A 22,077-nucleotide genomic window follows, 5' to 3' on the forward strand; every position below is an offset into this window, starting at 1 on the left:
TTCTTCTGTTTTATAGGGAAGGCCAATAAATGCGTAGTCGTAAGGAAGCTTCTATAATGCCCAGACAGTCGGCTCGGCGTTTTGCCACCAGCATTGTCACCGTTTCGCTACTTTTCGCTTTAGTGGGTTTTTCTTCGTCTACAAAAGCATCGCCTACTGCCCTTACTCAAACTGTTCACGAACTCATTCAAAGCGGAGCTTTCGAGGATGCCGAGCGTCAAACCTTACTTGCCATTGAGCAAGCGCATCAAAGCGATGTATTGTCGATAAGTACATTGTCGGCCAGTACGTTTTTTGAGGTAGGCCAGCTATTACAAAGTGCATCTCGTTTCAATGTAGCAAACGATGCGCTCTACGTTGCGTTAGATGGCTTCACCCGCCATGGCCAACTTATTGATATGGCAAATACCTTACACCACCTTGGTACCGCGCAACGCTTTCTAGGGAACTATGATCAATCTATTGACTACCTTCGACGTGCACAATCTATCGCGCAAACTCAAGGTATCCTTCTTTTAAATGCGACCGTTCAAATGGAAATTGGCCTTGTCCAAAAAGAACAAGGTCAAGTACAAGCTGCACTTTACACATTAAAAAAAGCATTAAGCTTATTTCGGGTACAACGAGATACTAAAAGTACTGGCCAAGGCCTCGCCACCATTGGTGATATATATGTCACATTAAATCAGTTTTCTGAGGCCAACACGTATTATCAAGACGCATTACAAATAGCGAAAACAAGCAATGACAAGCCGCTTACAGCACAAATACTGGGTAAGATTGGCGCTTTACTGTTACTTAAAGGCGATATTGAAGAAGCCTCAGAGGCGCTTAAACACGCACTAACGCTATTAAAAGAGAATGGGGAGGCAAGTGAAATTTCCACCACGCAGGCGTGGTTAGGTGAAGCGCTGGTAAAAACCGGCGACACAGAGCAAGGCTTAATGCTGCTTGAGGAGTCACTCGCGGTGGCTAAATCTACCGGCCAGCAAAAATTACTGCAACAAGTCCGCCTAGCATTAGCCAATGCAATGATGTCGTTACAACAGTTTGACGATGCGCTAGCGTATGCCAAAAGTGGCACTATAGAAGCAAGACGACGGGTTGATTTGCGTAGCCAACTGAGTTTTTTATCTATTCAAGTGAAAGCCCTGGCGGCAAAGGGTGAATTTAAGCGCGCATTAGATATTCAGTCGATATTGCAAAATATACGAGAAGAGGTGTTGAGTTCCGGTAGCGAGGTCGCGATTGCGCAGCTTCAAGCCGAAATAGAAATCGAGCGTCAAGCACAGTCTATTCAGGTATTACAGAAAACCAAACAACTAGCATTAGCTGAAGCCGAACAAACTAATCTGCGCACAACATTATTTTGGAGTACGTTAATTGCCGGGCTGTTAACGCTCTTTCTTATTTGGAGCAGGTACACTCAGCGCCAACAAACCATCAGGCTTCGTCGTGAAGTTAAGCAGCGAACAAAAGAGCTTGAACAAAAAAATTCTGAGCTACAAACAGCCTATAAAACTCTTGAGCAAGTGAGTCTTCATGATTCACTGACAGGCTTGTATAACCGGCACTACCTTGAATCCCAATTGCCAGGTGAACTTAAGCGTAGTTCTCATGCGAACAAACATCAGCAAGGCCACAATGAACGTAACCAGGATCTGCTCTGCTTCTTAATAGACATCGACCATTTCAAACGCATTAATGATGAGCATGGCCATTTAGCGGGCGATAAAGTACTTAGTCAGTTCGCCGACGTTCTTCGAGAAGTTTTCAGACAAACCGATTTACTAATTCGCTGGGGCGGCGAAGAGTTCTTGGTAATATGCCGTCACTCTATGCGAGATGACCTTCCCCAACTGGCCGAACGATGCCGCGCCGCTGTTAGCGATAAAGTCTTCCATATTGATGATACTCGCTCGCTTCGCGTTACCTGTAGCATTGGGTTTAGCATTCTCCCTCCTATTGAACACGTGTCGTTCGAAGAAAGCTGGAAGAGTACGTTTTCAGTGGTAGATTATTGTTTATACGCCACCAAGATGTCTGGCCGCAATGGGTGGATTGGGGTTATCGATACCAATAAAGCCCTGATTGGCGACGTGCAAGAAACCCCGCTTGATAAGAAATTTCACTTTAAGCAGTCATACATTTCTACATCATTTAACACGCTGTCGAGCATAAATTGGCCCGAGGAGTAGGAGCGTACATTATGTATAAAGGTAGTTGTCAGTGTCAGGCCATACAGTTTGAGTTGTCTGATATTAGTGAAGATGAATTGGACGTTGAAACGTTATCTTGCAGCGAAACGCTTAACCTCACCATTGCCGGTGCACGTAAGCATCTAGTGATAGATTGTGCGCCATCGGTGCTGGGTGAATTACAGCTATCGCCAAGCAGCAAACAGTTTTTCTGTAATGAATGCTCAACCCCCATTTTTACCGAAGATGAACGTGGAAATATTGAGCTGCATGTAGCCTTTTACGGGCATGATTTATTGGCTAAACATCACAGCCAATACCATATTCCCTGACTAGGCCCACTGTTTCAGCTGCTCTGGAGACGCGACATGGGTTTTGAGACATTGTGAGTTGTCCCAACGAAGTTGCCACAACGGAGTTGTCGCAGTGAAGTTGTCGCAGTGAAGCTGTCGTAACGAAGTTGTCCCAACGAAGGCACGATAACGAAACCGCAATGAAGACTCCCGCTCTCAGCAGAGCTTGTCGTAACAGCAAACTTTACCGAAAGAAGAGCTCGTTGAAAGGTATCGCACCGAATGATGCGATAGGCAAGAGCGTAGCATCAAACTACGCCTTTTCGATGAGTCTCACGCCGAACTTTTTAAATCGTCCAAGTGGTATTTGTCAATAAGTGAGTACAAGGTTGGACGAGTAACACCTAGCAATTCAGCGGTTTTAGACATATTTTTATCCGCTTGATGATACGCTCTACGAATTGCCCTACTTTCGGCAACCTCTCGTACTTCGCGAAGATTCAAGGTTTCAGACTCTCCACTACCATCTACCGCGAACAAACCTAAGTCATCAGGCTGGATGACTGTTCCCTCGGCCATAATCACTGCCGATTTCAGCTTATTTTGCATTTCACGAATATTCCCAGGCCATTTGTGAGCCAGCATGGAATTAATCGCAGATTCAGAAAAGCTCTTTGCCTTGGCGTTAAACTCTTCGCGATAAATATTAAGGAAGGTACGCGCAAGCAGGATAATATCTTGATCTCTATCTCGCAGCGGCGGGATCATAATGGGAATTTCACCAATACGGTAATATAAATCTTCCCTAAAACGCTCTTCAGCCACCATGGTTTGCAGGTCTCTGTGGGTAGCACAGACAACCCGAATATCCACAGGAATTTCGGAACGCCCCCCTACTCGCTCAATAACACGCTCTTGTAAAAAACGTAGCATTTTGGCTTGCAGCCCAATAGGCATATCGCCAATCTCATCTAGAAATAGTGTGCCACCTTGGGCGGTTTCAATTTTACCTAGGGTAGTTTTATTAGCGCCAGTAAATGCGCCTTTCTCGTAACCAAACAGCTCACTTTCCAAAAGATTTTCAGGAATTGATGCACAGTTAATGGCGACAAACGGTTTATCTCTTCGAGGGCTGTGTTCATGGATGCTGCGCGCAAATACTTCTTTACCCGTTCCACTTTCACCTAGCAGTAACGTACTCACATCCGTATTCGCTATTTTCTCAGCTTTACGCACCACCGTTTGAATCGACTCACTGTTACCAATGATACGGCTCATGCCTGAGCGTACTTTAGATAAAATGCTATTTTCCAATTCCAGCTTAGCCAAGTTAAGTGCACGATAAACAAGCAACTTTATGGTGTCTGAATCTATCGGTTTTTGGTAAAAATCATAGGCACCGAAATTTATGGCCTTAAGTGCATTCTCTTTTTCGTTGTTACCGGTGACAACAATGACTTTGGTTCTAGGCGCTAAGGAAATAATATCTTGTAAAATTCTCAAGCCTTCAGACGCATTAGCTGGGTCGGGTGGCAATCCTAAGTCTAGTGTCACGACTTTAGGTTCGTACCGGCGCAGTTGTGCAATTGCCGAGGTATGATCGTCAGCAAAAACAACGTCGTAGTCGGTTAAGCTCCACTTTAATTGTTTCTGAATACCTAAATCGTCATCTACCACTAAAACGGTATCTGTCATCAGTCTGTTCCTGTGTTACTTCGTCCGTATCAACATAGGTTGGTTGTCATCGCTCACTTTGCTCAAATCAGCGTAAATGCTAGCGTAAAACAACTTCCTTTCCCTGGTTCACTTTGAACGCTTATTTTACCACCGATAGATTCAATGTACGTTTTCGCATCGTACGCACCAATCCCCATTCCTGCGTTACCTTTCGTAGTATCGAAAGGGGTAAACAAGCGAGTTTCGATGAAGTCTTGATCCATCCCGGTTCCTGTATCCTCTATCATTACATATTGAACACGGTTTTGGATGTCATGCGTTAACACTATATTTATTACGCCACTATCTTCGGTTGCTTGCTGCGCGTTACTTATTAGGTGATAGAAAACATTGGCGACTTTTTCTTTATCAATTAATACTTGCTCTTCGCTACTGCAATGCACTTTCGGGGTGGGGAAAAGCCCCATGCATCGGTTTGCCACTACATCATTAATAATATGCGATAAGGAGCAAGAGGTGTGAGCACCGTCATCATTAATCTTTTTATCGGTTAATTGCTTTAACATTTTATCCATACGCGCTTTGGTATGTTCCAATGTTTCAAATGTATCTTCAATAAACTCGGGGTTATGTTTATGCTGCTGCGCGTTGGCCAAGATCAAATCTACTTGCGCCATCACATTCTTTAAATCATGCACAACAAACGCAGACATTCTATTAAACGCGGCGAACTGGGCATTTTCTGCCACCAGCTTTGATGCTTCATGATGGAACACAAACATACTTACCTGCTCGGTGATAGCATTGAGATAATCTCTAACTTCCCAATTTAAACTCAGTCGTTCCTTATCACCAGCCGCAAGGATGGCGAAGCCCCAAATTTCATCATTTTTGTAAAATGGTAGGTAAAGCTGATAGCCCCATTCTTTCAAAATAACTCTGTCGATTTGTAGCCCTTTATAATGAAATGGCTTTGCCTGGTATTCGTGTACATCAATCAACCATGTATTAGACGCACAATACTCTGTTAGCGCACGAATGACGGTTAAGTCATCATGGGTGTCTGGTAATGGGTTAACTTGTGCCAACTGCTCAAAGTCGTTGTTTACCCGTTTATACAGCTTACCAGAATCGTATTCGATAGCTTCCAGTATGCCTCGAAGTGCACTCTCGTGAACGGTATTAGGCGCGTCCATTGAGCTAGAGAGTGTTTTTGTTAGTTTTATCCACTCTACACGGTAGTCAAACTGGTTGGCAAAAAAGTGTTTGGTAATAAATACCTTACACTTGGTTCTAAAGGAGTTCGACAAAAATACGGTAACTAGCAAGGCAAGCGACAATACCACAAGTATGGTCTGTACCATGGCTCCCCAATTTCCACCTACGTAGCTGATGGCGTAGCCAATAATGGCCATAATGAAAAGATAAGCGCCTGCAACGAGTAATAAAGAGCTGTGTAGTACTACATCCCTAGAAATGAAGATATCGACGCCCCAGTGCTTGATACGTCGAATGGCAATAACCAAAAATGGAATAAGGAGGAAATAGATATAGCCACGAGCGGCAATGTAATTAACCTCAACCTGATTCACCATGGTGGCATTAGCGTAAGTAACGAAATCAAAAAGGTGGGTGGCACCAAGATATAAAATTAAGGGCTTATATGCCCATTGATCTGCATCCGCTTGACGGTAAATAACTTCCAATAAGATAAGCACTTCAAGGGCCAGAATAATGAGCATGAGATAACGCCACGAGGCATCAATCCACAAGACATGGGGTAACACTAAGGCTATGCAGCCAGGGAGTAATATGAAAAGGGTTGTTGGGCGACGTAATATATCAAACAGGTTGGTAAAATTATCTTTCAGGCACCCTGCCAAAAAGAGCAACCAAGCCACTTGTCTGAGTGCATCGATGGTGAGTAACCAAGAAAGACTGATAGGACCAAACAGCGCCGTTATCATGCTAGTAGACCAGAACAACGTAGTGGCTGTAGCTAGTACCAACAAGTGATTGGCTAATCCAGGCTTTCGTACTGCAAAAAGTAATAGCATTAACAGTAAGTAAGCCAAACTGTTAAGGCCATAGCCTATATCTGAAATCATCCCTATTTATTCTCACCCGGTATTTATTGTTTTGAGGTTCTGGTTTTATCAGGTGGTGCTGACAACAAACTAGGTTACTGCCAGCTTAGGCTAATCGCCTACCGTTTTTTAAGTAACAATGACCCAATTGAATAACCGGCTCCAAAAGAGCACAACACACCAATATCACCGGCGACTAAATCTTCATGGTTCAGTCCAAAAGCAATCACAGATCCTGCTGATGCCGTATTAGCATATTCATCTAGAACAATAGGTGCTTCATCAGCATTAGCATCGCGCCCCAATAAACGCTTTATGATCAGCGTATTCATGTTGATATTCGCTTGATGCAACCACCAACGTCTTACGTCTGTCGCCGTTAACTGATGTCTGTCTAAGTGGCTTTCTATGTGATTTGCTGCCATTGGACACACTTCTTTAAATACCTTACGCCCTGCTTGATGAAAGAGCTTATCTGCGCCATAAGGGTCTACATCTTCTGTACGCGTAATGTAACCGAAGTTTGAGCGAATGTTATTTGAAAACTTAGTTACCGCGTTTGTACTCATAACATCGTAACTGTGTTTGCTATTCACAGTTTCAGCTGTTTCTAATACCGTCGCTGTCGCTACGTCACCAAAAATAAAGTGGCTGTCTCTGTCGGTATAGTTAATCTGTGGTGACACTAATTCAGGGTTTATTACCAATACACACTTAGCATTACCGGCACTTAGCATTTCGTACGCGCGGTGCATACCAAAAGTGGCGGCAGAGCACGCCACTAGCATATCGAAACCAAAGCCTTCAATGCCTAGCGCTTCTTGCACTTCAATCGCAATAGCTGGATAAGCACGTTGTGTATAGGCGCAAGATACAATAACGGCATCAACGTCTTGGGCGGTTTTATTTGCAGAAGCCAACGCCAATTTGGCTGCTTCTACTGCTATTTCCGCTTGGTGAGATAGCGCTTCATCTTCACGAGCCTCAATTTTGGGCTTCATGCGCGAAATATCAAGCGCACCTTCTTTTTGGTAAATATATCGGCTTTTAATACCTGACGCTTTTTCAATGAACTCGGCACTAGAATAAGGTTTTGCAGTAACCTGCTGTGCTTCTATTTCCGCTTTATGCTCTTCGTTATACGAATCAACATACGCATTATAACTATCTACCAGTTCCTGATTTGTAATACTGCTTTCAGGGTGCCAAACACCCACACCGCTAACAACGATCTGTTGAGACATCTGCATTCTCTTTTTCTATTATTTCTGTTTAAGCCATACGGCCATGACATAACGGAGAAATAGGATAAGTGAAATCCGACAGACTGTTAGCAGGCAACCACAATCTGTGCTCAGACAATTTGAGCGCTACTACGCTGCACTTATCGTTTCAATGTTAATACGTATAGTTATAGCTTAACTCAAACCATCCCTTATGTAATCACCGCTCAACGATTTACCCTAGGCATAAAATGTACACGTTTTTTTGTTTACATAAAAAAACGGCGCCAAGGGCGCCGTTTCATCACAGGTTTCTACCTAGTGTTTTTGCTCACTATTTTCTACTTATTACCGCGTTTCACTTAGTTTTGCGTGATTTGCCACACCGTAACAGTGCCGCTGACTTCGTTACCTACAAGTAACAATGGAACGCCGCTTGCGCTGTTTTCTGCGCTAACAAATACAAGGCTTTCAGGCGCCAAATCACCAATAACGTCAGACGCTGATAACCCTTCTGTTAAATCGCGATTGATAATGTAATCGGCAAACTGAACATCGTAAGGGTTGGTCACATCGTATACGAATATACCGCCCATCCGTTCCGTACCAACAAACGCATAAGTTCTATCACCTATAACACCTATGGTTAATGCTTCAGGCTCAGGTCCTTTATTTTCAGAACGAGAATCACCTTCGTTTTCATCATCACCATTATTGAATGACGCCCCATGCACTGATGCAGTAATTCGTTCAAAATCATCGCCTGAATCGTAAACCGCTAAACCGTTTTGATCCCAAATGGTAAATGAACGTGAACCATACGCATAAGCTGCATCATATTCACCGTTACCATCCGCATCGCCCATTGCATTAGTGACACGTAAATCATCTGCTTCGCCATTGGCTTGTAAGTCAGCAAGTTCAGAATTCGCTTCTGCCGTTAAGTCTTCAACTTTAACTTCGTCGATATAAGCTAAACAGCCATCGTCCTCATCAAACTCTAGTCCACCTTCACTTAGGCAGGTTGCTTCGTCAGCAGACTCAAAGAAGTATTCGCGAGCATCACCTTCATTGGCAGTGACAACAAACGTAGCATCTTTCCATGAATAATTGGCTATAGTATCAGGCTGATATACACCGTAAAGGCCGTCATATTGACCGAAGCTAACGCTACCATCTTCTTGAATATCAATATTCAAGCCAGACCAACTTTTTACACCCAAGCCAACAATTTCTACGGTTAGTTCTTCAAGATCAAGAATGGCTAAACCGTTGTTTTCTTGTAGGCTGACGTACGCTACATCGTTAGTCGCCGTGATATATTCTGGTTCTAGATCTTGAGCCACAGTGGTAGCAATATCTACGCCTTTAATCGTGCGGCCACTTGGATTAGGGAACATCATTCCCTGCGCAACTAAGTCGTCTTGACTGCCGTTAAAATCCGTAAAGTTCACTGAGGTCGCTGTCTCTTCAGGCTCCCCACTTGCAAGAATATTAATTACCGAGATAGAGCCTTCTGGGTCAACCGTATAATCATCTGAAGGCTCACCTTCGTTAGCCACCAATACTTTTCCGCCATCTGGCGTAAAAGTCACCATGTCAGGTAATGCTCCAACAACGACTGAATCTAGAAATACCGGAGCAGAAGTGTCTAACCCATTATAGAAAAGTACGTAGCCGTTATCTGTTTTCACATCAGCAGGCACTGCAACAGCCATTAGGTCGCCACTAATAGCAATACTGGTGAGGCTTCCTAAGGTTACACCGTCAATATCTGCAGGTAGCGTGATATTACTCACCGTAAGGTTGGTAGTATTGATTGGGTCGCTCATAACAGTGGTGCTTACTGTATCAGCGGCAATAACTGCTATAGCGTTGGTTTCACCGTTGGTGGCATAAATAGTTTGGGTGGCAGCATGATATTGCACGATTTCAGCCGACGTTATGTTACCCAAAAAGGCGCGGGCAACAACGTCAAGGGAAACACCTAACGAGGCATCACTACCATCAGCACCATCGGCGCCATCAGAACCCGCTTCACCTTGCTCGCCCTGAGGGCCTTGAGCACCTGTTTCACCTTGTGCACCATCGTCACCATCTAGACCGCAGCCAGTAAGGGCCGCTGAGATAAGTAGCGCTAAGACGCCGTATTTGAATTTTGACTGCGCAGACATTTAATTTCCTTTTTATCATGTTGTTACGCCAAACCTCAGCTTGCCAACAGGGCTTCTCAATTCTCGCCTTCAGCACGTGAACGAACCTATGACATACAATGTAGATTTAGCTATTATTTTAATTACATCTGTATATAAGCTAGAGCCAGTGTATGACACAAATATTAATTTGGCAAAAGGGTAAATTTACAAATGAATAACACCCCGATTTGTAGTATTAATAGAAGCTAATATTGGTCTGCTCTTGCGCACTATACGTATTCAATAATATGGGTCGTAACTCACTAATATTTCTCTATTTCGCGAAAACAAGGATTAAAATATGAAATTGAGGTTTACCGCATCAATCGCCGCTGTAGCTCTTGCTGTGACAGCTTGTGCTACATCGCCTACAGGTCGTAATCAGGTACTCTTGTATTCTGAATCTCAATTGGCGGAAATGGGCGACCAAGCATTTAGCGGAATGAAAGAAGAACTCAAAATCTCAAACAAAGCAGTTCAAAACAGCTACGTTGAGTGTGTTGCAAAAGCGATCACCGCGAATGTCCCTAACAGTGTGTTCGATGGTACGTGGGAAGTCGTTGTTTTTGATGATGAGCAGGTTAATGCCTTTGCTTTGCCAGGAGGTAAAATTGGTGTTTATACGGGATTATTAAATGTTGCTGAGAACCAACACCAGCTTGCGGCGGTCATCGGACATGAAGTCGGCCATGTTATTGCAGAACATGGTAATGAACGTATGTCTCAATCAACGCTTATCAATATGGGCACCCAAGCGGCAGGGGCCGCTTTGGCGATGAACGAAGTTTCACAAACTGCACCTATCATGGCAGCCATTGGCCTAGGTTTACAAGTTGGGGTTCAACTACCATTTAGCCGTACCCATGAGTCTGAAGCCGATGTTATTGGCCTCCAACTTATGGCCATGTCTGGCTTCGACCCACGTCAGTCGGTTAATTTATGGCAGAACATGGATGCAGCAAGCAGCGGCGATCGTCCTTTAGAGTTGCTTTCAACTCACCCTGCCCCGCAAACGCGAATTAGCAACTTACAAGCAAATATGAACGCTGCATATACCGATTATCAGGCATCAACGTATCGCCCCAACTGTGGCTAGTCATTCGACGTCGCCAACGTAAAATTCAGACACAAAAACGCCACATTAATGTGGCGTTTTTGTGTCAGGGAATAAAATTTTATTCGCTGTCGTTTTTGTGAAGATGTACATCCATTTGTGGGAATGGAATTGAAATACCTTCTTGGTCGAAGCGAAGTTTAACTTGCTCAGTAAAGTCGAACTTAACGCCCCAGAAGTCAGACGCTTTACACCATGGACGAACCACGAAGTTAACGCTGCTATCAGCCAATTCAGAAACGGCAACAGTAGGTGCTGGCTCGCTTAGGATACGCTCATCGGCGCGAACCATTTCATTAAGGATTTCTTTTGCTTTGCGTAAGTCAGCGTCATAACCAATACCAACAACCATATCAACACGACGTGTTTCTTTCGCTGAGTAGTTAGTAATGTTATTGCTGTAAATGCCACCGTTAGGCACAATAATTTCTTTGTTATCTGGAGTGGTCATTGTGGTAGTAAAGATACCAATCTTGTTGATCGTACCTGAAGTTCCAGCAGCTTCAACAAAATCGCCTGATTTAAAAGGCTTGAATACAAGAAGCATTACGCCAGCAGCAAAGTTTTTCAGTGAATCTTGCAGTGACAAACCAATGGCTAAACCTGCAGCACCTAAAATCGCAACAAGTGAGGTTGTATCAACACCAAGCTGGTCTAGCGACGCCACGATAACAAACAACATCAAAATAGCGCTTATAATGGCTTCTAAGAAGTCCACCAACATTGCATCGTACTTTGATTTTGCCATTAGACGGCGAAAAATAGATAGGATGAATCCTACAACGATTCGACCAATAACGTAGATAACAATCGCCATGGCAATATTAATGCCCCATGGAATTGCGTAATCGTTAATGTAGCGTTCAACATCACTCGATGAGAATAATGATAAATTTTCTTCCATAATTTTGTCCTTTTTTTATCAATCGTAGTGTTAGCCGAATTAAAGTAGCAGGCTTTTAGATTGACGCCAATGACTTTAAAGCTCAAAGGGCAATTTTAGGTCAAAAGTCTAATATTTACGTGGCCTACAGCCAACAAATGTTATCCTAAAGTCGACTTTTTCCCTGCTAATTTTTTCTTCAAAATTATTGTCGAGCTATTTAAGAATAGTGTCGTAATTTCGTCATTAGAGTGTCATTTAAGCAATTTACTCTCAATACCTCGTCAAGTTAGTTTGCAACCCAGAAAAGTGAATCAGCCATAACGGACTATCGAAAAATTCTACGAGAATTGATGATTTTTTAGTCCAATTGGTGTAGAATTTTCCGTCAAAATAAGCAGGATGCTTTATAGAGTCTGCAAAGCGCTGAAATACATTTGAAAAGAATGTGAACCGAACATGACGTTAGCATGTATTGCTATTGTCATTTTGTATAGCTTAGCAAATAGAATAAAAGGAATAATCTATGTTTTACTTTATATTACTGGCAATTATCGTAGCAGCATTGTTCTTGTATTCTTTGAGAACAGATAAAGGTGAACATACCAAGTACGCACGTAAGGACGGACAAGTATTACCTCCTCAGAAGAATGAAACGCAAAACTCCACTTCAACACCTTCGGCAGCGTAAATAGTCATCGCACTATTATTGTTAGCGAAACTCTGACCAAAATAGCTTTTTACAACGCATTGTAGCGATTTTTCAGCTACGATGCGTTGCATCCACTTGCTCTAGCCACGTATCATATCCACATTATCCGCCATAGTTAGTTTACCAATGCGCATACCAAGAATTTATTACCCCAATCCAATTCCTCTTGAAGAAGAATTTCAGTTGACCGAAGAAGCTGGGCATCACATCGCCAGTGTGCTTCGTTTGAAAGCGAATCATCCCATCGTATTATTTAATGGCGACGGTAATGAGTACAGCGCACAGATTATCAATGCCCAAAGAAAAAAGGTTTTTGTAGAAGCCGATGCGTGTTTATCATTATCCAAAGAATCACCGCTAACTATACATTTAGGGCAAGGTGTGTCTAAAGGTGACCGGATGGATACAGTGCTGCAAAAAAGCGTAGAGCTAGGTGCTACCGAAATCACCCCTATTTTGACAGAGCGATGTGCAGTTAAACTAGATGAAGCCAGATGGGAAAAAAAGCTGCATCAATGGCAAAAGACCATCATTGGTGCTTGTGAGCAAAGTGGCAGAAATACACTTCCCTTGCTGAACCCGCCAATTGCACTTAACAAATGGTTATCTGAGTCGACCTCGAGTTCACGGTTAGTATTGGCGCCTGGTGCAGAGAAGCCGTTGGCCCGTCAACCATATAACTCCCAAGGCTTTCGTTTGTTAATTGGCCCAGAAGGCGGACTTTCCGAGGCTGAAATTCATCAAGCGAACGAAAGCGGTTTTACGTCGTGCAGTTTAGGGCCGCGAATACTGCGTACTGAAACAGCGGCCATTAGCAGTATTAGTATTCTGCAAGCCCAACATGGCGATTTTTAAGCAGGCAGCTAAAGCGAGCTTTACAGGTTAATTATTAGAAAGTTTGGTTTTTTCGATACTTGATCTAAATGCTGTGTGCCCCCACTTAACATTTAGTGGTATTCATACCAAAACCAACTTCGACGTATAAAATGTACCAACAGTCAATTTGCATGATTAGTGCGTAAAGCTGTGGCCAACTTATCTACCTTTATCAAAAAGTGAGAACATACATGCACTACACCCTTGGCGTGATTATGGATCCTATCGCGGTGATCAAGCCGCATAAAGACACCAGCCTAGCTATGATGCTTGAAGCCCAGCGCCGTGGCGCTACCGTACTGTACTTCGAACTCAAAGACATTTATATAGATAATGGCAAGCCAATGGGGTTGGCTAGAACCATTACCGTGCGTGATCAAGCGACTGACTTTTACACCCTAGGTGAAGAGCATACTGTTTCACTTGGCAACATTGATGTGTTACTTATGCGTAAGGATCCCCCCTTCGACAGCGAATTTTTATATGCGACCCATATTCTATCGCTTGCCCAAGACCAGGGCGCACTGGTTGTAAATAATCCGCAAGCGCTTCGAGACTACAACGAAAAATTGTTCACATCTTTGTTTCCTGAGCACATTCCTAACACACTGGTAAGCAATAATCAGAAGCTTATTCGTGATTTCCATGCCAAGCATCAAGATATTATTTGTAAGCCTTTGGATGGAATGGGCGGCGCTTCAATTTTCAGAGTGAAGCCAGATGGAAATAACTTAGGCGTGATCATTGAAACGTTAACCAATTTGGGCAAGCGTTACATGATGGTTCAAGCGTACTTACCACAAATAAAAGATGGTGATAAACGTATTCTTATTGTGGACGGTGAAGTGATTCCTTATTGTTTAGCACGCTTACCTACCAAAGGGGAAACCCGTGGTAATTTAGCTGCTGGAGGAACAGGCAGGCCCCAGGAAATTTCAGAAACCGATCGTGCGTTAGCTGAAGCTGTGGCTCCCACCTTACGAGACAACAATATTTTATTTGTTGGGCTGGACGTGATTGGTGAGAAAATCACAGAAATAAACATTACTAGCCCAACCTGCGTAAGAGAAATAGAAGGTCACTATAATATTAATATTATGGCCTCGTTATTCGACGCAATTGAAAAGCGCCTTATAAATAAGTAGCTACGCAGCGTTTTGCACTAACAGTAGGTAAGTGAGAAGTAGAGGAAAAAATGACAGAACTGAAAAGTTTACAAAACCACTTTCTAGTAGCGATGCCCTCGCTAGATGACCCGTATTTTTCCCGCTCTCTCACTTATATTTGCGAACATAACAAAGACGGTGCCATGGGGCTGGTAATAAATCAGCCTTCAACCATGAACTTGAAAGCGTTGCTCGAGCAAACCGACAAAGACTTAACCGTGGCAGAAGATAAAGCCGAACAGATTATTCTTGCTGGTGGACCAGTGAGCCAAGAGCGAGGATTTGTGCTGCATTCCAGTCAAAGTGGCTGGGACTCAAGCTTGACCTTATCGCCTGACGTTATGATTACCACTTCAAAAGATATTTTGTCTGCGATTGGTACTAATACAGGACCAGACTCATCCATTATCGCGTTAGGTTATGCGGGATGGACGGCGGGGCAACTTGAACAGGAAATGCAAGATAACTCATGGCTAACCATAGAGGCCGATGACGAAATTTTGTTTAACACTCCCATACATAAAAAGTGGCAGGCAGCGGTTAATAAACTTGGGGTAGATGTGTGGCAGCTCGCACCAGGAGCTGGGCATGCCTGATATTGGTAGTAGAACAGTACTGGCTTTCGACTTCGGTACAAAAAGTATAGGTGTGGCGGTAGGACAAGAAATTACCGGAACAGCGTCACCGCTAGCCGCGCTAAAAGCCCGTGATGGTATTCCAGATTGGAATGTTATTGAAAAGCTTTATGAAGAATGGCAACCGCAGCTTGTGGTGGTTGGTTTACCGTTAAATATGGATGGCACCGAACAAGAAGTTACTCTGCGCGCCAAAAAATTTGCTAATCGCTTGCATGGTAGATTCAAAGTGGCGGTAGATTTATGCGATGAAAGGCTTACCACAACAGATGCTAAATCTATGTTGTTCGAGCTCGGCGGCTATAAAAAGCTAACCAAAGAAAAAATAGACAGCGTATCGGCCTGCGTGATTTTTACCAGCTGGGTTGAAAACCAATACGGCGAGTAGTTTCTCGCCGTTAGTTGGACACCCACCTTTTCAACACCTCATTCGCCGTTGGTCGGACGCCTGTCGTTCTTGTGACGTTCTTGGATGACGTTCTTGGACACCCACTCTTTTTACACCCAGCGTAAAGTAGCTCAGACTAAGGCTATCATTGCAAGACACCCACAGTTTCAATCACGAATTAATGAATAAGAAAACCAGAAACCCGTAACGCTAAGGCCTACTTCCTCCACATTTCCAGCAAGTATCAAAAGCTTCACCGTTTGGCTCACCACAATTTCCACAAACCCACGGGAACTGCTCGGTAGGTTTGTGGCTGTCCATTAGCGAATTCACAACCTTATTGGCTCTGGCAGACCAAGATTCATCTATTAGCCAAAGTTCTGGCTGAGATTCTTGCCATGGCAGCTCGCCCACCGCCCCACCGGCAAATTCATTTTTCACTAGGTAAGGTATAGAGAGTGCATCGAGTTCACTTTTCACCGACTGAAGTAAGAAAGCGTCGGACGACGTAAAAAGCTTAATCAAGAGTTTTAGTCATCCATATCTATCGAGACATTGGATAATGTGCCCAAACTCGACCCATCGTTAGAGTCTAGTTTTATCATTAGACGCAAATCATTGGGGGAATCTGCATGGTGTAAGGCTTGGTCTAAATCAATACTGCCCTCGCGATATAAATCGTACAACGCCATATCGAAACTTTGCATCCCTAACTCTTTGCCCTTTTTCATGGCTTCTTTCAAGCTCCCTATTTCATTACGTTGAATAAGGTCGCTTACTAAAGGAGAGTTTAGAAGAATTTCAATTGCGGCTACCCGCCCCTCACCGTCTTTTGTTGGAAGAAGCTGCTGCGCTACTATAGCTTTTATATTTTGGCTTAAGTCAAAACGTAACTTGTCGTGTTGGTCTTTTGGCGCTAAGTGCATAATGCGCTCAATGGCTTGGTTAGCATTGTTAGCATGGAGTGTTGCCACACACAAATGACCCGTGTCAGCGAACGACATGGCGTATTCCATTGTCTCCATTGAACGAATTTCACCAATAAGAATGACATCTGGCGCTTGTCGCAGTGAGCTTTTCAATGCATCGTCGAATGAGTGGGTGTCTATGCCCACTTCACGCTGAGTTATCACGCAAGATTTATGCTCGTGTACAAATTCAATAGGGTCTTCAATAGTTAAAATATGCCCAAAAGAATTACTATTCCGATGGCCGATGAGTGCGGCCAAGGAGGTCGATTTACCCGTGCCGGTTCCCCCTACAAAAAGCACCAAGCCGCGCTTTGACATAATGATATCTTTTAACACCGAGGGTAAACCAAGATCATCAACCTTAGGTATTTCGGTAACAATACGACGTACCACCATCCCGGCTTGATCTCGTTGCCAGAATGCCGAACAACGAAAACGCCCTAGTCCCTCTCGCACAATGGCAAAATTACATTCCTTGGTAGTATGAAATGCGTCTTTTTGCTTTTCATTCATGGCCTCATGAACAAGTGCTAATGCATCTTCATCATTAAACGAATTTTCCGAAATTGGGGTAAGCTTACCGTGCACCTTAGCGCTAACGGGAAAGCCAGCGGTTACGAATAAGTCAGAAGCAGATTTCTCTACCATTTTTTCTAAAAAGCGATCTAACATTACTCGTCCTTAAAAATTACTCATCGATTGCTTGTCTTTCGATTTAGCGGCAGCGTCTTCTCTAGAAATTGCACCTAGCGCCAACAAGCGTTGTAGACACTGATCCATAGTCTGCATACCCGAAGCTTGCCCCGTTTGAATAACGGAATACATTTGAGGCACCTTATCTTCACGAATAAGATTTCGTATCGCCGGAATACCTACCATGATTTCGTGCGCAGCTATTCGCCCTCCCCCCACCTTTTTCAACAGGGTTTGAGAAATTACAGCTCGTAGTGATTCAGACAACATAGATCGCACCATCGCTTTTTCTTCGGCAGGGAACACATCGATAATACGGTCTATCGTTTTAGGCGCTGAGTTAGTATGCAAAGTGCCAAATACTAGATGCCCAGTTTCCGCAGCTGAAATGGCTAAACGAATTGTTTCTAAATCACGCAATTCACCAACTAAAATAACATCTGGATCTTCACGTAATGCAGAGCGAAGCGCGTTACTAAATGAGTGGGTGTCTCTATGTACTTCCCGTTGGTTTATCAGGCTCATCTTATTTTCGTGCACAAACTCGATAGGATCTTCAATAGTAAGAATGTGCTCACGCTTATGCGAGTTGATATGATCTACCATCGCCGCAAGGGTTGTACTCTTACCCGACCCTGTGGCGCCAGTGACTAGAACAATGCCGGTAGGTTGGTTGATTATTTCTTTGAAAATTTCAGGCGCACCTAAATCATCAAGGGTAAGAACCGTGTTGGGGATAGTACGAAGTACAGCTGCTGCACCGCGATTTTGCACAAAAGCATTTACACGAAACCGCGACAAGCCACTAATTTCGAATGAGAAATCGGTTTCCAAGTTCTCTTCGTATTCTTTACGTTGCATGTCATTCATTATTTCATAAATAAGTGCATGGACTTGTTTATGATCTAATGCGGGTACATTAAGCTTACGCATTTCTCCGTCTACGCGGATAAGAGGTGGCAGACCTGCTGATAAGTGCAAATCTGACGCTTTATTTTTAACGCTGAAAGCCAAAAGTTCGGTAATATCCACAACAACTCCTCAAAAAGGTGAATAATGCAAACAATAGCAGAAAGACTCAATAGTGCACGACAGGATGTGAGCCTAGCTACTGCCAACGCTAATCGTCCACCAAATTCAGTTAAATTGCTAGCCGTGAGCAAAACTAAACCGGTATCGGATATTATGGCAGCGTATGAAGAAGGACAACGTACATTCGGCGAGAACTATATACAAGAAGGTGTAGATAAAATACAGCAGCTGTCTGCACTTAGTGATATTGAATGGCATATGATAGGCCCAATTCAATCGAACAAAACAAAAATAGTAGCCGAGCATTTTGATTGGGTGCAATCCGTTGACAGAGAAAAAATAGCGCGTCGTTTGAATGACCAACGTCCGGCGGATATGGCGCCTTTGAATGTATGTATTCAAGTTAATATTGATGATGAAGCGAATAAGTCAGGTGTAAAACCCGAAGAAGTAGACGAGCTAGTGCGCTTTATTGGCCAGCAGGACAAACTTTGCTTGCGCGGGCTGATGGCAATTCCTAAAGCGAACCCGGACAGCCATGAACAAGCGCAAAGCTTAAGTGCTTTAAAGGAATTGTTCGACCGATACCATACAAACTTGACCAATTTTGATACCCTGTCCGTAGGAATGAGCAGTGATATGCAAAGCGCCATCGCTCATGGGTCTACCATGGTAAGAATTGGCACAGCTATCTTTGGCTCACGAAACTAGTTCCTACTATTTTTTACTGAACGCTGTTAGTTTTTCAACTTACAATAGGATTCATATGCAACAAAAGAAATTGGCATTCATTGGCGCGGGCAACATGAGCCGTAGCATCATTAGTGGTTTAATTCAGTCTGGCTACGATAAGACACGCATCTTAGCGAGCAACCCGTCTACTCCGAAACTCGATAAATTAAAAGAGGAATTCGGTATTCAAATTACCCAATCTAATGATGAAGCCTGCCAGTTTGCCGATGCTATTGTGCTAGCCGTTAAACCCCAAATGATGGGTGATATGTGCACAGAACTTAAGCATAACAACGATTTATCTGGCAAGTTATTTCTTAGCATTGCAGCTGGGTTACCCGTTTCTCGATTACAGGAAATGTTAGGCGGGGAATACCCTGTTGTTCGTATAATGCCAAATACGCCAAGCCTACTTGGTAAGGGTATGTCAGGCATGTACGCAGACACTACCGTGTCACAAGACAATAGAACTTACGTTGATGATGTGATGAATAGCGTAGGTGAAACGGTATGGGTAGAAGAAGAAGACGGTATTAACGGCGTTATCGCCGCCGCTGGCAGCAGCCCAGCGTATTTCTTCTTGTTTTTACAGGCCATGCAAGAGGAAGCCATAAACATGGGCTTCGATAAAGCACAATCCCGTTTGATGGTACAGCAAGCCATGTTGGGCGCGGCTGAAATGGTTTGTCACAATCCTGACCTTGAATTAAGTGAGCTTCGTGCCCAAGTTACCTCTAAGGGCGGCACTACGGCTGCGGCAGTCAATACCTTAATTGACCTGGATTTGAGTGATATCGTAAGTAAAGCGATGCGCGCTGCGGTAGCTCGCGCTGAAGAAATGGCAAAACAGCTTTAACGTTTTTAGGAACATCAAAACATGAATGCAACGGTTTTTCTGGTAGATACACTATTTGGTCTGTATTTAATGGTGGTTATCTTACGCCTATGGTTGCAACTGGTTAGGGCTGATTTTTATAACCCTATGAGCCAGTTTATTGTAAAGGCCACACATCCAATCGTGGGGCCGTTGCGCAGAATAATCCCTTCAATCGGACGCTTCGACACGGCTACGTTCGTGCTAGCGCTTGTTGTTGCGGCGTTAAAAATAATTACGCTTTCACTGATGGCTGGTGGAAGTTTGAATCCAGTAGGTATCGCAATCGTTGCACTGATTGAAGTGGTAAAAGAAACCCTTTCCATTATGTTTTGGGTGTTGATTCTACGCGCCATTTTAAGTTGGGTATCACAAGGCCAAACGCCTATCGATTACCTTCTTTATCAATTAACTGAGCCTTTCTTAGCACCCATTAGAAAAGTTATACCGCCTCTAGGTGGTTTAGACTTATCTGTGCTGATTGCCATTATTGGACTACAGTTTTTACAATTGCTACTTCAAGACACATTCAGGTTTTTTTAAGCTGAATATGTAAGGTGATAACATGAAAAAAATCAGTACATTACTTTTTGGTTTATTGGGTAGTTTGTTACTTATTATAAGTAGTGCAGCGTACGCCGAGCAAAAGCAACAACTAGGCGATTGGGATGTACATTACATGGTAGTGAGTACTCCCTTTCTTACTCCAGAAGTTGCGGCCTCTTACGGCATAGTTCGTAGTAAATTTAACGCCCTTGTCAATATTTCAGTGCTAGACACCGTAACAGGAACTTCTCAACGGGTATCGGTTTCGGGTACGGCTAAGAACTTGATAGGCACCACTAAGACACTCACCTTTAAAAAGGTAGAAGAAGGTGATGCTATTTACTACCTAGCAGTGCTACCTTTTAGAGATAGAGAAAACTACCGGTTCAGTATTGATGTTCAACGTGGAAATACCTTGCATACCTTAAATTTCAAGCAAGAAATGTTTGTTGATGGTTAATAATTAAAGTAAGCCGAAAGCGCGAAACACGTAATATAATTTTGTAAAAATACCAAAAGGCGAGTGAAAACTCGCCTTTTTTACGCGCACTAGAAGCATGGACACCCACTCAAACCATCCTCTTGTTCAGTATATTTAGCCAATGAATTAGCTCAATATCTCAATAACTATTTTGAGAGTGAGTTCCCTTATGCCACGCCCTAGAAAGTCACTAATCTGTTTACAAAACACCCCTTACTATCACTGCGTATCACGGTGTGTGAGGCGAGCATTCTTGTGTGGAGCAGACCGTTACACGGGAAAGAGTTACGAGCATCGGCGTCAATGGGTTGAAGACAGGCTCATAGCATTAGCGGACGTATTTTCAATTGATGTATGTGCCTATGCGGTAATGAGTAACCATACCCACTTGGTATTACATGTGGATAGAAACGAAGCGTTGTCGTGGACTACCGAGGAGGTATTGAGACGTTGGCACTCCCTGCATAAAGGCACTGTGTTGACCCAGCAATTTATGCAACCCGCACAGCGAGCCTCACTGACAGAAGTTCAGATAACAACTATCATCTCGACAGCAAATATATATCGACAAAGATTGTATGACATTAGTTGGTTTATGAGGTTGCTTAATGAATTTATTGCCCGTGAAGCTAACAAGGAAGATGAATGCACGGGACGTTTTTGGGAAGGAAGATTTAAATCTCAAGCTCTACTTGATGAAGCCGCATTGGCAGCGTGCATGGCTTATGTAGATTTGAATCCGCTACGCGTGGGTATTTCAAAGACGCCAGAAACATCTGAATTCACCAGCATTAAACATCGAATAGAGGCAGCACAGCGTGGGGTTCAACCAGAGTTCCTCAAGCCCTTTGTGGGAAACTCTCCACACGGTTTGAAAGGGTTGCCGTTTACTTTAGCGGATTACTTAACCTTGGTCGATCAAACTGCTAGGCAAATTAGTGCAGGTAAATCCGCCTACGTACTCCACAATGTCTCCCCAATTTTACAACGTACCGGCTTGTCGCAAATAAATTGGAATAGTATGGTCGTTGGGATTGAAGATATCTTTTCAAACTCTATTGGTCTTTCAATTGCCCAACGTAAGCTTGTTCTCTCTAAAACCGGGTGATATCACACAGTTAAATCAAATTCGCTAAAGCAGTATGCATTCCGGTGCAGCAAACTCAAATCGGCAGTCAACTCCCCAACTCAATATATGCCCTTGCTAAAACATTAAGTTTTAGATGAATACTCACTACCAGAGGCTTGTCTTACGAACATTTCTATACAAATACTCCAAACCTTACTTTATCTCTATCCTA

General features: G+C 43.4%; 20 protein-coding genes. 12 read left to right on the forward strand and 8 right to left on the reverse strand.

From position 1 onward, the window contains the following. The first annotated feature begins 56 nt into the window (after positions 1–56). Positions 57–2,198 (forward strand): GGDEF domain-containing protein, encoded by a 2,142-nt coding sequence (locus tag FLAVO9R_RS15625; protein ID WP_159532796.1) that lies wholly within the window; start codon positions 57–59, stop codon positions 2,196–2,198. A gap of 11 nt (positions 2,199–2,209) precedes the next feature. Beyond that, a complete protein-coding gene (locus FLAVO9R_RS15630) occupies positions 2,210–2,530 on the forward strand; it encodes a GFA family protein (protein WP_159532798.1) in 321 nt (106 codons plus the stop codon). Between the two features lie 294 nt (positions 2,531–2,824). Here the strand turns inward: FLAVO9R_RS15630 and prsR are convergent, their stop codons facing one another. From prsR to FLAVO9R_RS15650, 4 genes are all read right to left on the reverse strand, one after another. Further along, a complete protein-coding gene (gene prsR / locus FLAVO9R_RS15635) occupies positions 2,825–4,186 on the reverse strand; it encodes a PEP-CTERM-box response regulator transcription factor (protein WP_159532800.1) in 1,362 nt (453 codons plus the stop codon). 62 nt (positions 4,187–4,248) lie between these two features. Next, positions 4,249–6,276 carry an XrtA/PEP-CTERM system histidine kinase PrsK gene (gene prsK, locus FLAVO9R_RS15640; RefSeq protein ID WP_159532802.1) on the reverse strand — a complete coding sequence of 676 codons (2,028 nt, stop codon included), beginning with the start codon at positions 6,274–6,276 and terminating at the stop codon, positions 4,249–4,251. A gap of 98 nt (positions 6,277–6,374) precedes the next feature. Beyond that, a complete protein-coding gene (locus FLAVO9R_RS15645; RefSeq protein WP_126873792.1) occupies positions 6,375–7,499 on the reverse strand; it encodes a beta-ketoacyl-ACP synthase III in 1,125 nt (374 codons plus the stop codon). A gap of 341 nt (positions 7,500–7,840) precedes the next feature. After that, entirely contained in the window at positions 7,841–9,652 is a 1,812-nt protein-coding gene (locus FLAVO9R_RS15650; RefSeq protein ID WP_159532804.1) for a choice-of-anchor I family protein, read from the reverse strand. A 322-nt stretch (positions 9,653–9,974) separates the two neighbouring features. On the opposite strand from FLAVO9R_RS15650, the gene FLAVO9R_RS15655 reads away from it, so the two are divergent. Next, complete coding sequence (locus tag FLAVO9R_RS15655; protein ID WP_159532806.1) at positions 9,975–10,769, forward strand: M48 family metallopeptidase; 795 nt, start codon at positions 9,975–9,977, stop codon at positions 10,767–10,769. Positions 10,770–10,848: 79 nt separating this feature from the next. Here FLAVO9R_RS15655 and FLAVO9R_RS15660 read toward each other — a convergent pair whose 3' ends face one another. Then, a complete protein-coding gene (locus tag FLAVO9R_RS15660) occupies positions 10,849–11,691 on the reverse strand; it encodes a mechanosensitive ion channel family protein (protein WP_159532808.1) in 843 nt (280 codons plus the stop codon). 817 nt (positions 11,692–12,508) lie between these two features. On the opposite strand from FLAVO9R_RS15660, the gene FLAVO9R_RS15665 reads away from it, so the two are divergent. The 4 genes from FLAVO9R_RS15665 (at position 12,509) to ruvX (ending at position 15,447) form a co-directional block, all read left to right on the forward strand. Next, a complete protein-coding gene (locus tag FLAVO9R_RS15665; RefSeq protein WP_159532810.1) occupies positions 12,509–13,237 on the forward strand; it encodes a 16S rRNA (uracil(1498)-N(3))-methyltransferase in 729 nt (242 codons plus the stop codon). A gap of 212 nt (positions 13,238–13,449) precedes the next feature. After that, positions 13,450–14,403, forward strand: a complete 954-nt coding sequence (gene gshB, locus FLAVO9R_RS15670) for a glutathione synthase (protein WP_159532812.1) — start codon at positions 13,450–13,452, stop codon at positions 14,401–14,403. A gap of 50 nt (positions 14,404–14,453) precedes the next feature. Next, positions 14,454–15,020: a YqgE/AlgH family protein gene (locus FLAVO9R_RS15675; protein ID WP_159532814.1), complete on the forward strand. Its 567-nt coding sequence runs from the start codon at positions 14,454–14,456 to the stop codon at positions 15,018–15,020. Beyond that, on the forward strand, positions 15,013–15,447 hold the full coding sequence (gene ruvX / locus FLAVO9R_RS15680; RefSeq protein WP_159532816.1) for a Holliday junction resolvase RuvX: 435 nt from the start codon (positions 15,013–15,015) through the stop codon (positions 15,445–15,447). The genes FLAVO9R_RS15675 and ruvX overlap by 8 nt, the downstream gene beginning before the upstream one ends. A 210-nt stretch (positions 15,448–15,657) precedes the next feature. On the opposite strand, the gene FLAVO9R_RS15685 is transcribed toward ruvX, so the two are convergent. The 3 genes from FLAVO9R_RS15685 to FLAVO9R_RS15695 are packed head-to-tail and all read right to left on the reverse strand — an operon-like array spanning position 15,658 to position 18,143. Then, positions 15,658–15,972, reverse strand: a complete 315-nt coding sequence (locus FLAVO9R_RS15685) for a putative signal transducing protein (RefSeq protein WP_159532818.1) — start codon at positions 15,970–15,972, stop codon at positions 15,658–15,660. A gap of 5 nt (positions 15,973–15,977) precedes the next feature. Beyond that, positions 15,978–17,090 (reverse strand): PilT/PilU family type 4a pilus ATPase, encoded by a 1,113-nt coding sequence (locus FLAVO9R_RS15690; protein WP_159532820.1) that lies wholly within the window; start codon positions 17,088–17,090, stop codon positions 15,978–15,980. Positions 17,091–17,099: 9 nt separating this feature from the next. After that, on the reverse strand, positions 17,100–18,143 hold the full coding sequence (locus FLAVO9R_RS15695) for a type IV pilus twitching motility protein PilT (RefSeq protein ID WP_159532822.1): 1,044 nt from the start codon (positions 18,141–18,143) through the stop codon (positions 17,100–17,102). A gap of 24 nt (positions 18,144–18,167) precedes the next feature. Between FLAVO9R_RS15695 and FLAVO9R_RS15700 the strand changes: the two genes are divergently transcribed. The 5 genes from FLAVO9R_RS15700 (at position 18,168) to FLAVO9R_RS15720 (ending at position 21,884) form a co-directional block, all read left to right on the forward strand. Next, entirely contained in the window at positions 18,168–18,854 is a 687-nt protein-coding gene (locus FLAVO9R_RS15700) for a YggS family pyridoxal phosphate-dependent enzyme (protein WP_159532824.1), read from the forward strand. A 55-nt stretch (positions 18,855–18,909) separates the two neighbouring features. Further along, positions 18,910–19,731, forward strand: a complete 822-nt coding sequence (gene proC, locus FLAVO9R_RS15705; protein WP_159532826.1) for a pyrroline-5-carboxylate reductase — start codon at positions 18,910–18,912, stop codon at positions 19,729–19,731. Positions 19,732–19,752: 21 nt separating this feature from the next. After that, positions 19,753–20,292: a YggT family protein gene (locus tag FLAVO9R_RS15710; RefSeq protein ID WP_159532828.1), complete on the forward strand. Its 540-nt coding sequence runs from the start codon at positions 19,753–19,755 to the stop codon at positions 20,290–20,292. Between the two features lie 22 nt (positions 20,293–20,314). Further along, entirely contained in the window at positions 20,315–20,755 is a 441-nt protein-coding gene (locus FLAVO9R_RS15715; protein WP_159532830.1) for a DUF4426 domain-containing protein, read from the forward strand. A 274-nt stretch (positions 20,756–21,029) separates the two neighbouring features. Then, the gene (locus tag FLAVO9R_RS15720; protein WP_159532832.1) at positions 21,030–21,884 is read left to right on the forward strand and encodes a transposase; all 855 of its coding nucleotides are present in this window, start codon (positions 21,030–21,032) and stop codon (positions 21,882–21,884) included. Positions 21,885–22,077 lie beyond the last annotated feature (193 nt).

Source organism: Alteromonas sp. 38 (genome assembly GCF_902506055.1).
GTDB lineage: Bacteria > Pseudomonadota > Gammaproteobacteria > Enterobacterales > Alteromonadaceae > Alteromonas > Alteromonas lipotrueae.

Coding starts and splice junctions, on each gene's coding strand:
- ruvX (WP_159532816.1), top strand. CDS start 15,013: ATGCCTGATATTGGTAGTAGAACAGTACTGGCTTTCGACTTCGGTACA.
- FLAVO9R_RS15650 (WP_159532804.1), bottom strand. CDS start 9,652: ATGTCTGCGCAGTCAAAATTCAAATACGGCGTCTTAGCGCTACTTATC.
- FLAVO9R_RS15660 (WP_159532808.1), bottom strand. CDS start 11,691: ATGGAAGAAAATTTATCATTATTCTCATCGAGTGATGTTGAACGCTAC.
- prsK (WP_159532802.1), bottom strand. CDS start 6,276: ATGATTTCAGATATAGGCTATGGCCTTAACAGTTTGGCTTACTTACTG.
- FLAVO9R_RS15655 (WP_159532806.1), top strand. CDS start 9,975: ATGAAATTGAGGTTTACCGCATCAATCGCCGCTGTAGCTCTTGCTGTG.
- FLAVO9R_RS15700 (WP_159532824.1), top strand. CDS start 18,168: ATGCAAACAATAGCAGAAAGACTCAATAGTGCACGACAGGATGTGAGC.
- FLAVO9R_RS15675 (WP_159532814.1), top strand. CDS start 14,454: ATGACAGAACTGAAAAGTTTACAAAACCACTTTCTAGTAGCGATGCCC.
- FLAVO9R_RS15690 (WP_159532820.1), bottom strand. CDS start 17,090: ATGTTAGATCGCTTTTTAGAAAAAATGGTAGAGAAATCTGCTTCTGAC.
- FLAVO9R_RS15715 (WP_159532830.1), top strand. CDS start 20,315: ATGAAAAAAATCAGTACATTACTTTTTGGTTTATTGGGTAGTTTGTTA.
- FLAVO9R_RS15630 (WP_159532798.1), top strand. CDS start 2,210: ATGTATAAAGGTAGTTGTCAGTGTCAGGCCATACAGTTTGAGTTGTCT.
- FLAVO9R_RS15645 (WP_126873792.1), bottom strand. CDS start 7,499: ATGTCTCAACAGATCGTTGTTAGCGGTGTGGGTGTTTGGCACCCTGAA.
- FLAVO9R_RS15665 (WP_159532810.1), top strand. CDS start 12,509: ATGCGCATACCAAGAATTTATTACCCCAATCCAATTCCTCTTGAAGAA.
- FLAVO9R_RS15710 (WP_159532828.1), top strand. CDS start 19,753: ATGAATGCAACGGTTTTTCTGGTAGATACACTATTTGGTCTGTATTTA.
- prsR (WP_159532800.1), bottom strand. CDS start 4,186: ATGACAGATACCGTTTTAGTGGTAGATGACGATTTAGGTATTCAGAAA.
- gshB (WP_159532812.1), top strand. CDS start 13,450: ATGCACTACACCCTTGGCGTGATTATGGATCCTATCGCGGTGATCAAG.
- proC (WP_159532826.1), top strand. CDS start 18,910: ATGCAACAAAAGAAATTGGCATTCATTGGCGCGGGCAACATGAGCCGT.
- FLAVO9R_RS15625 (WP_159532796.1), top strand. CDS start 57: ATGCCCAGACAGTCGGCTCGGCGTTTTGCCACCAGCATTGTCACCGTT.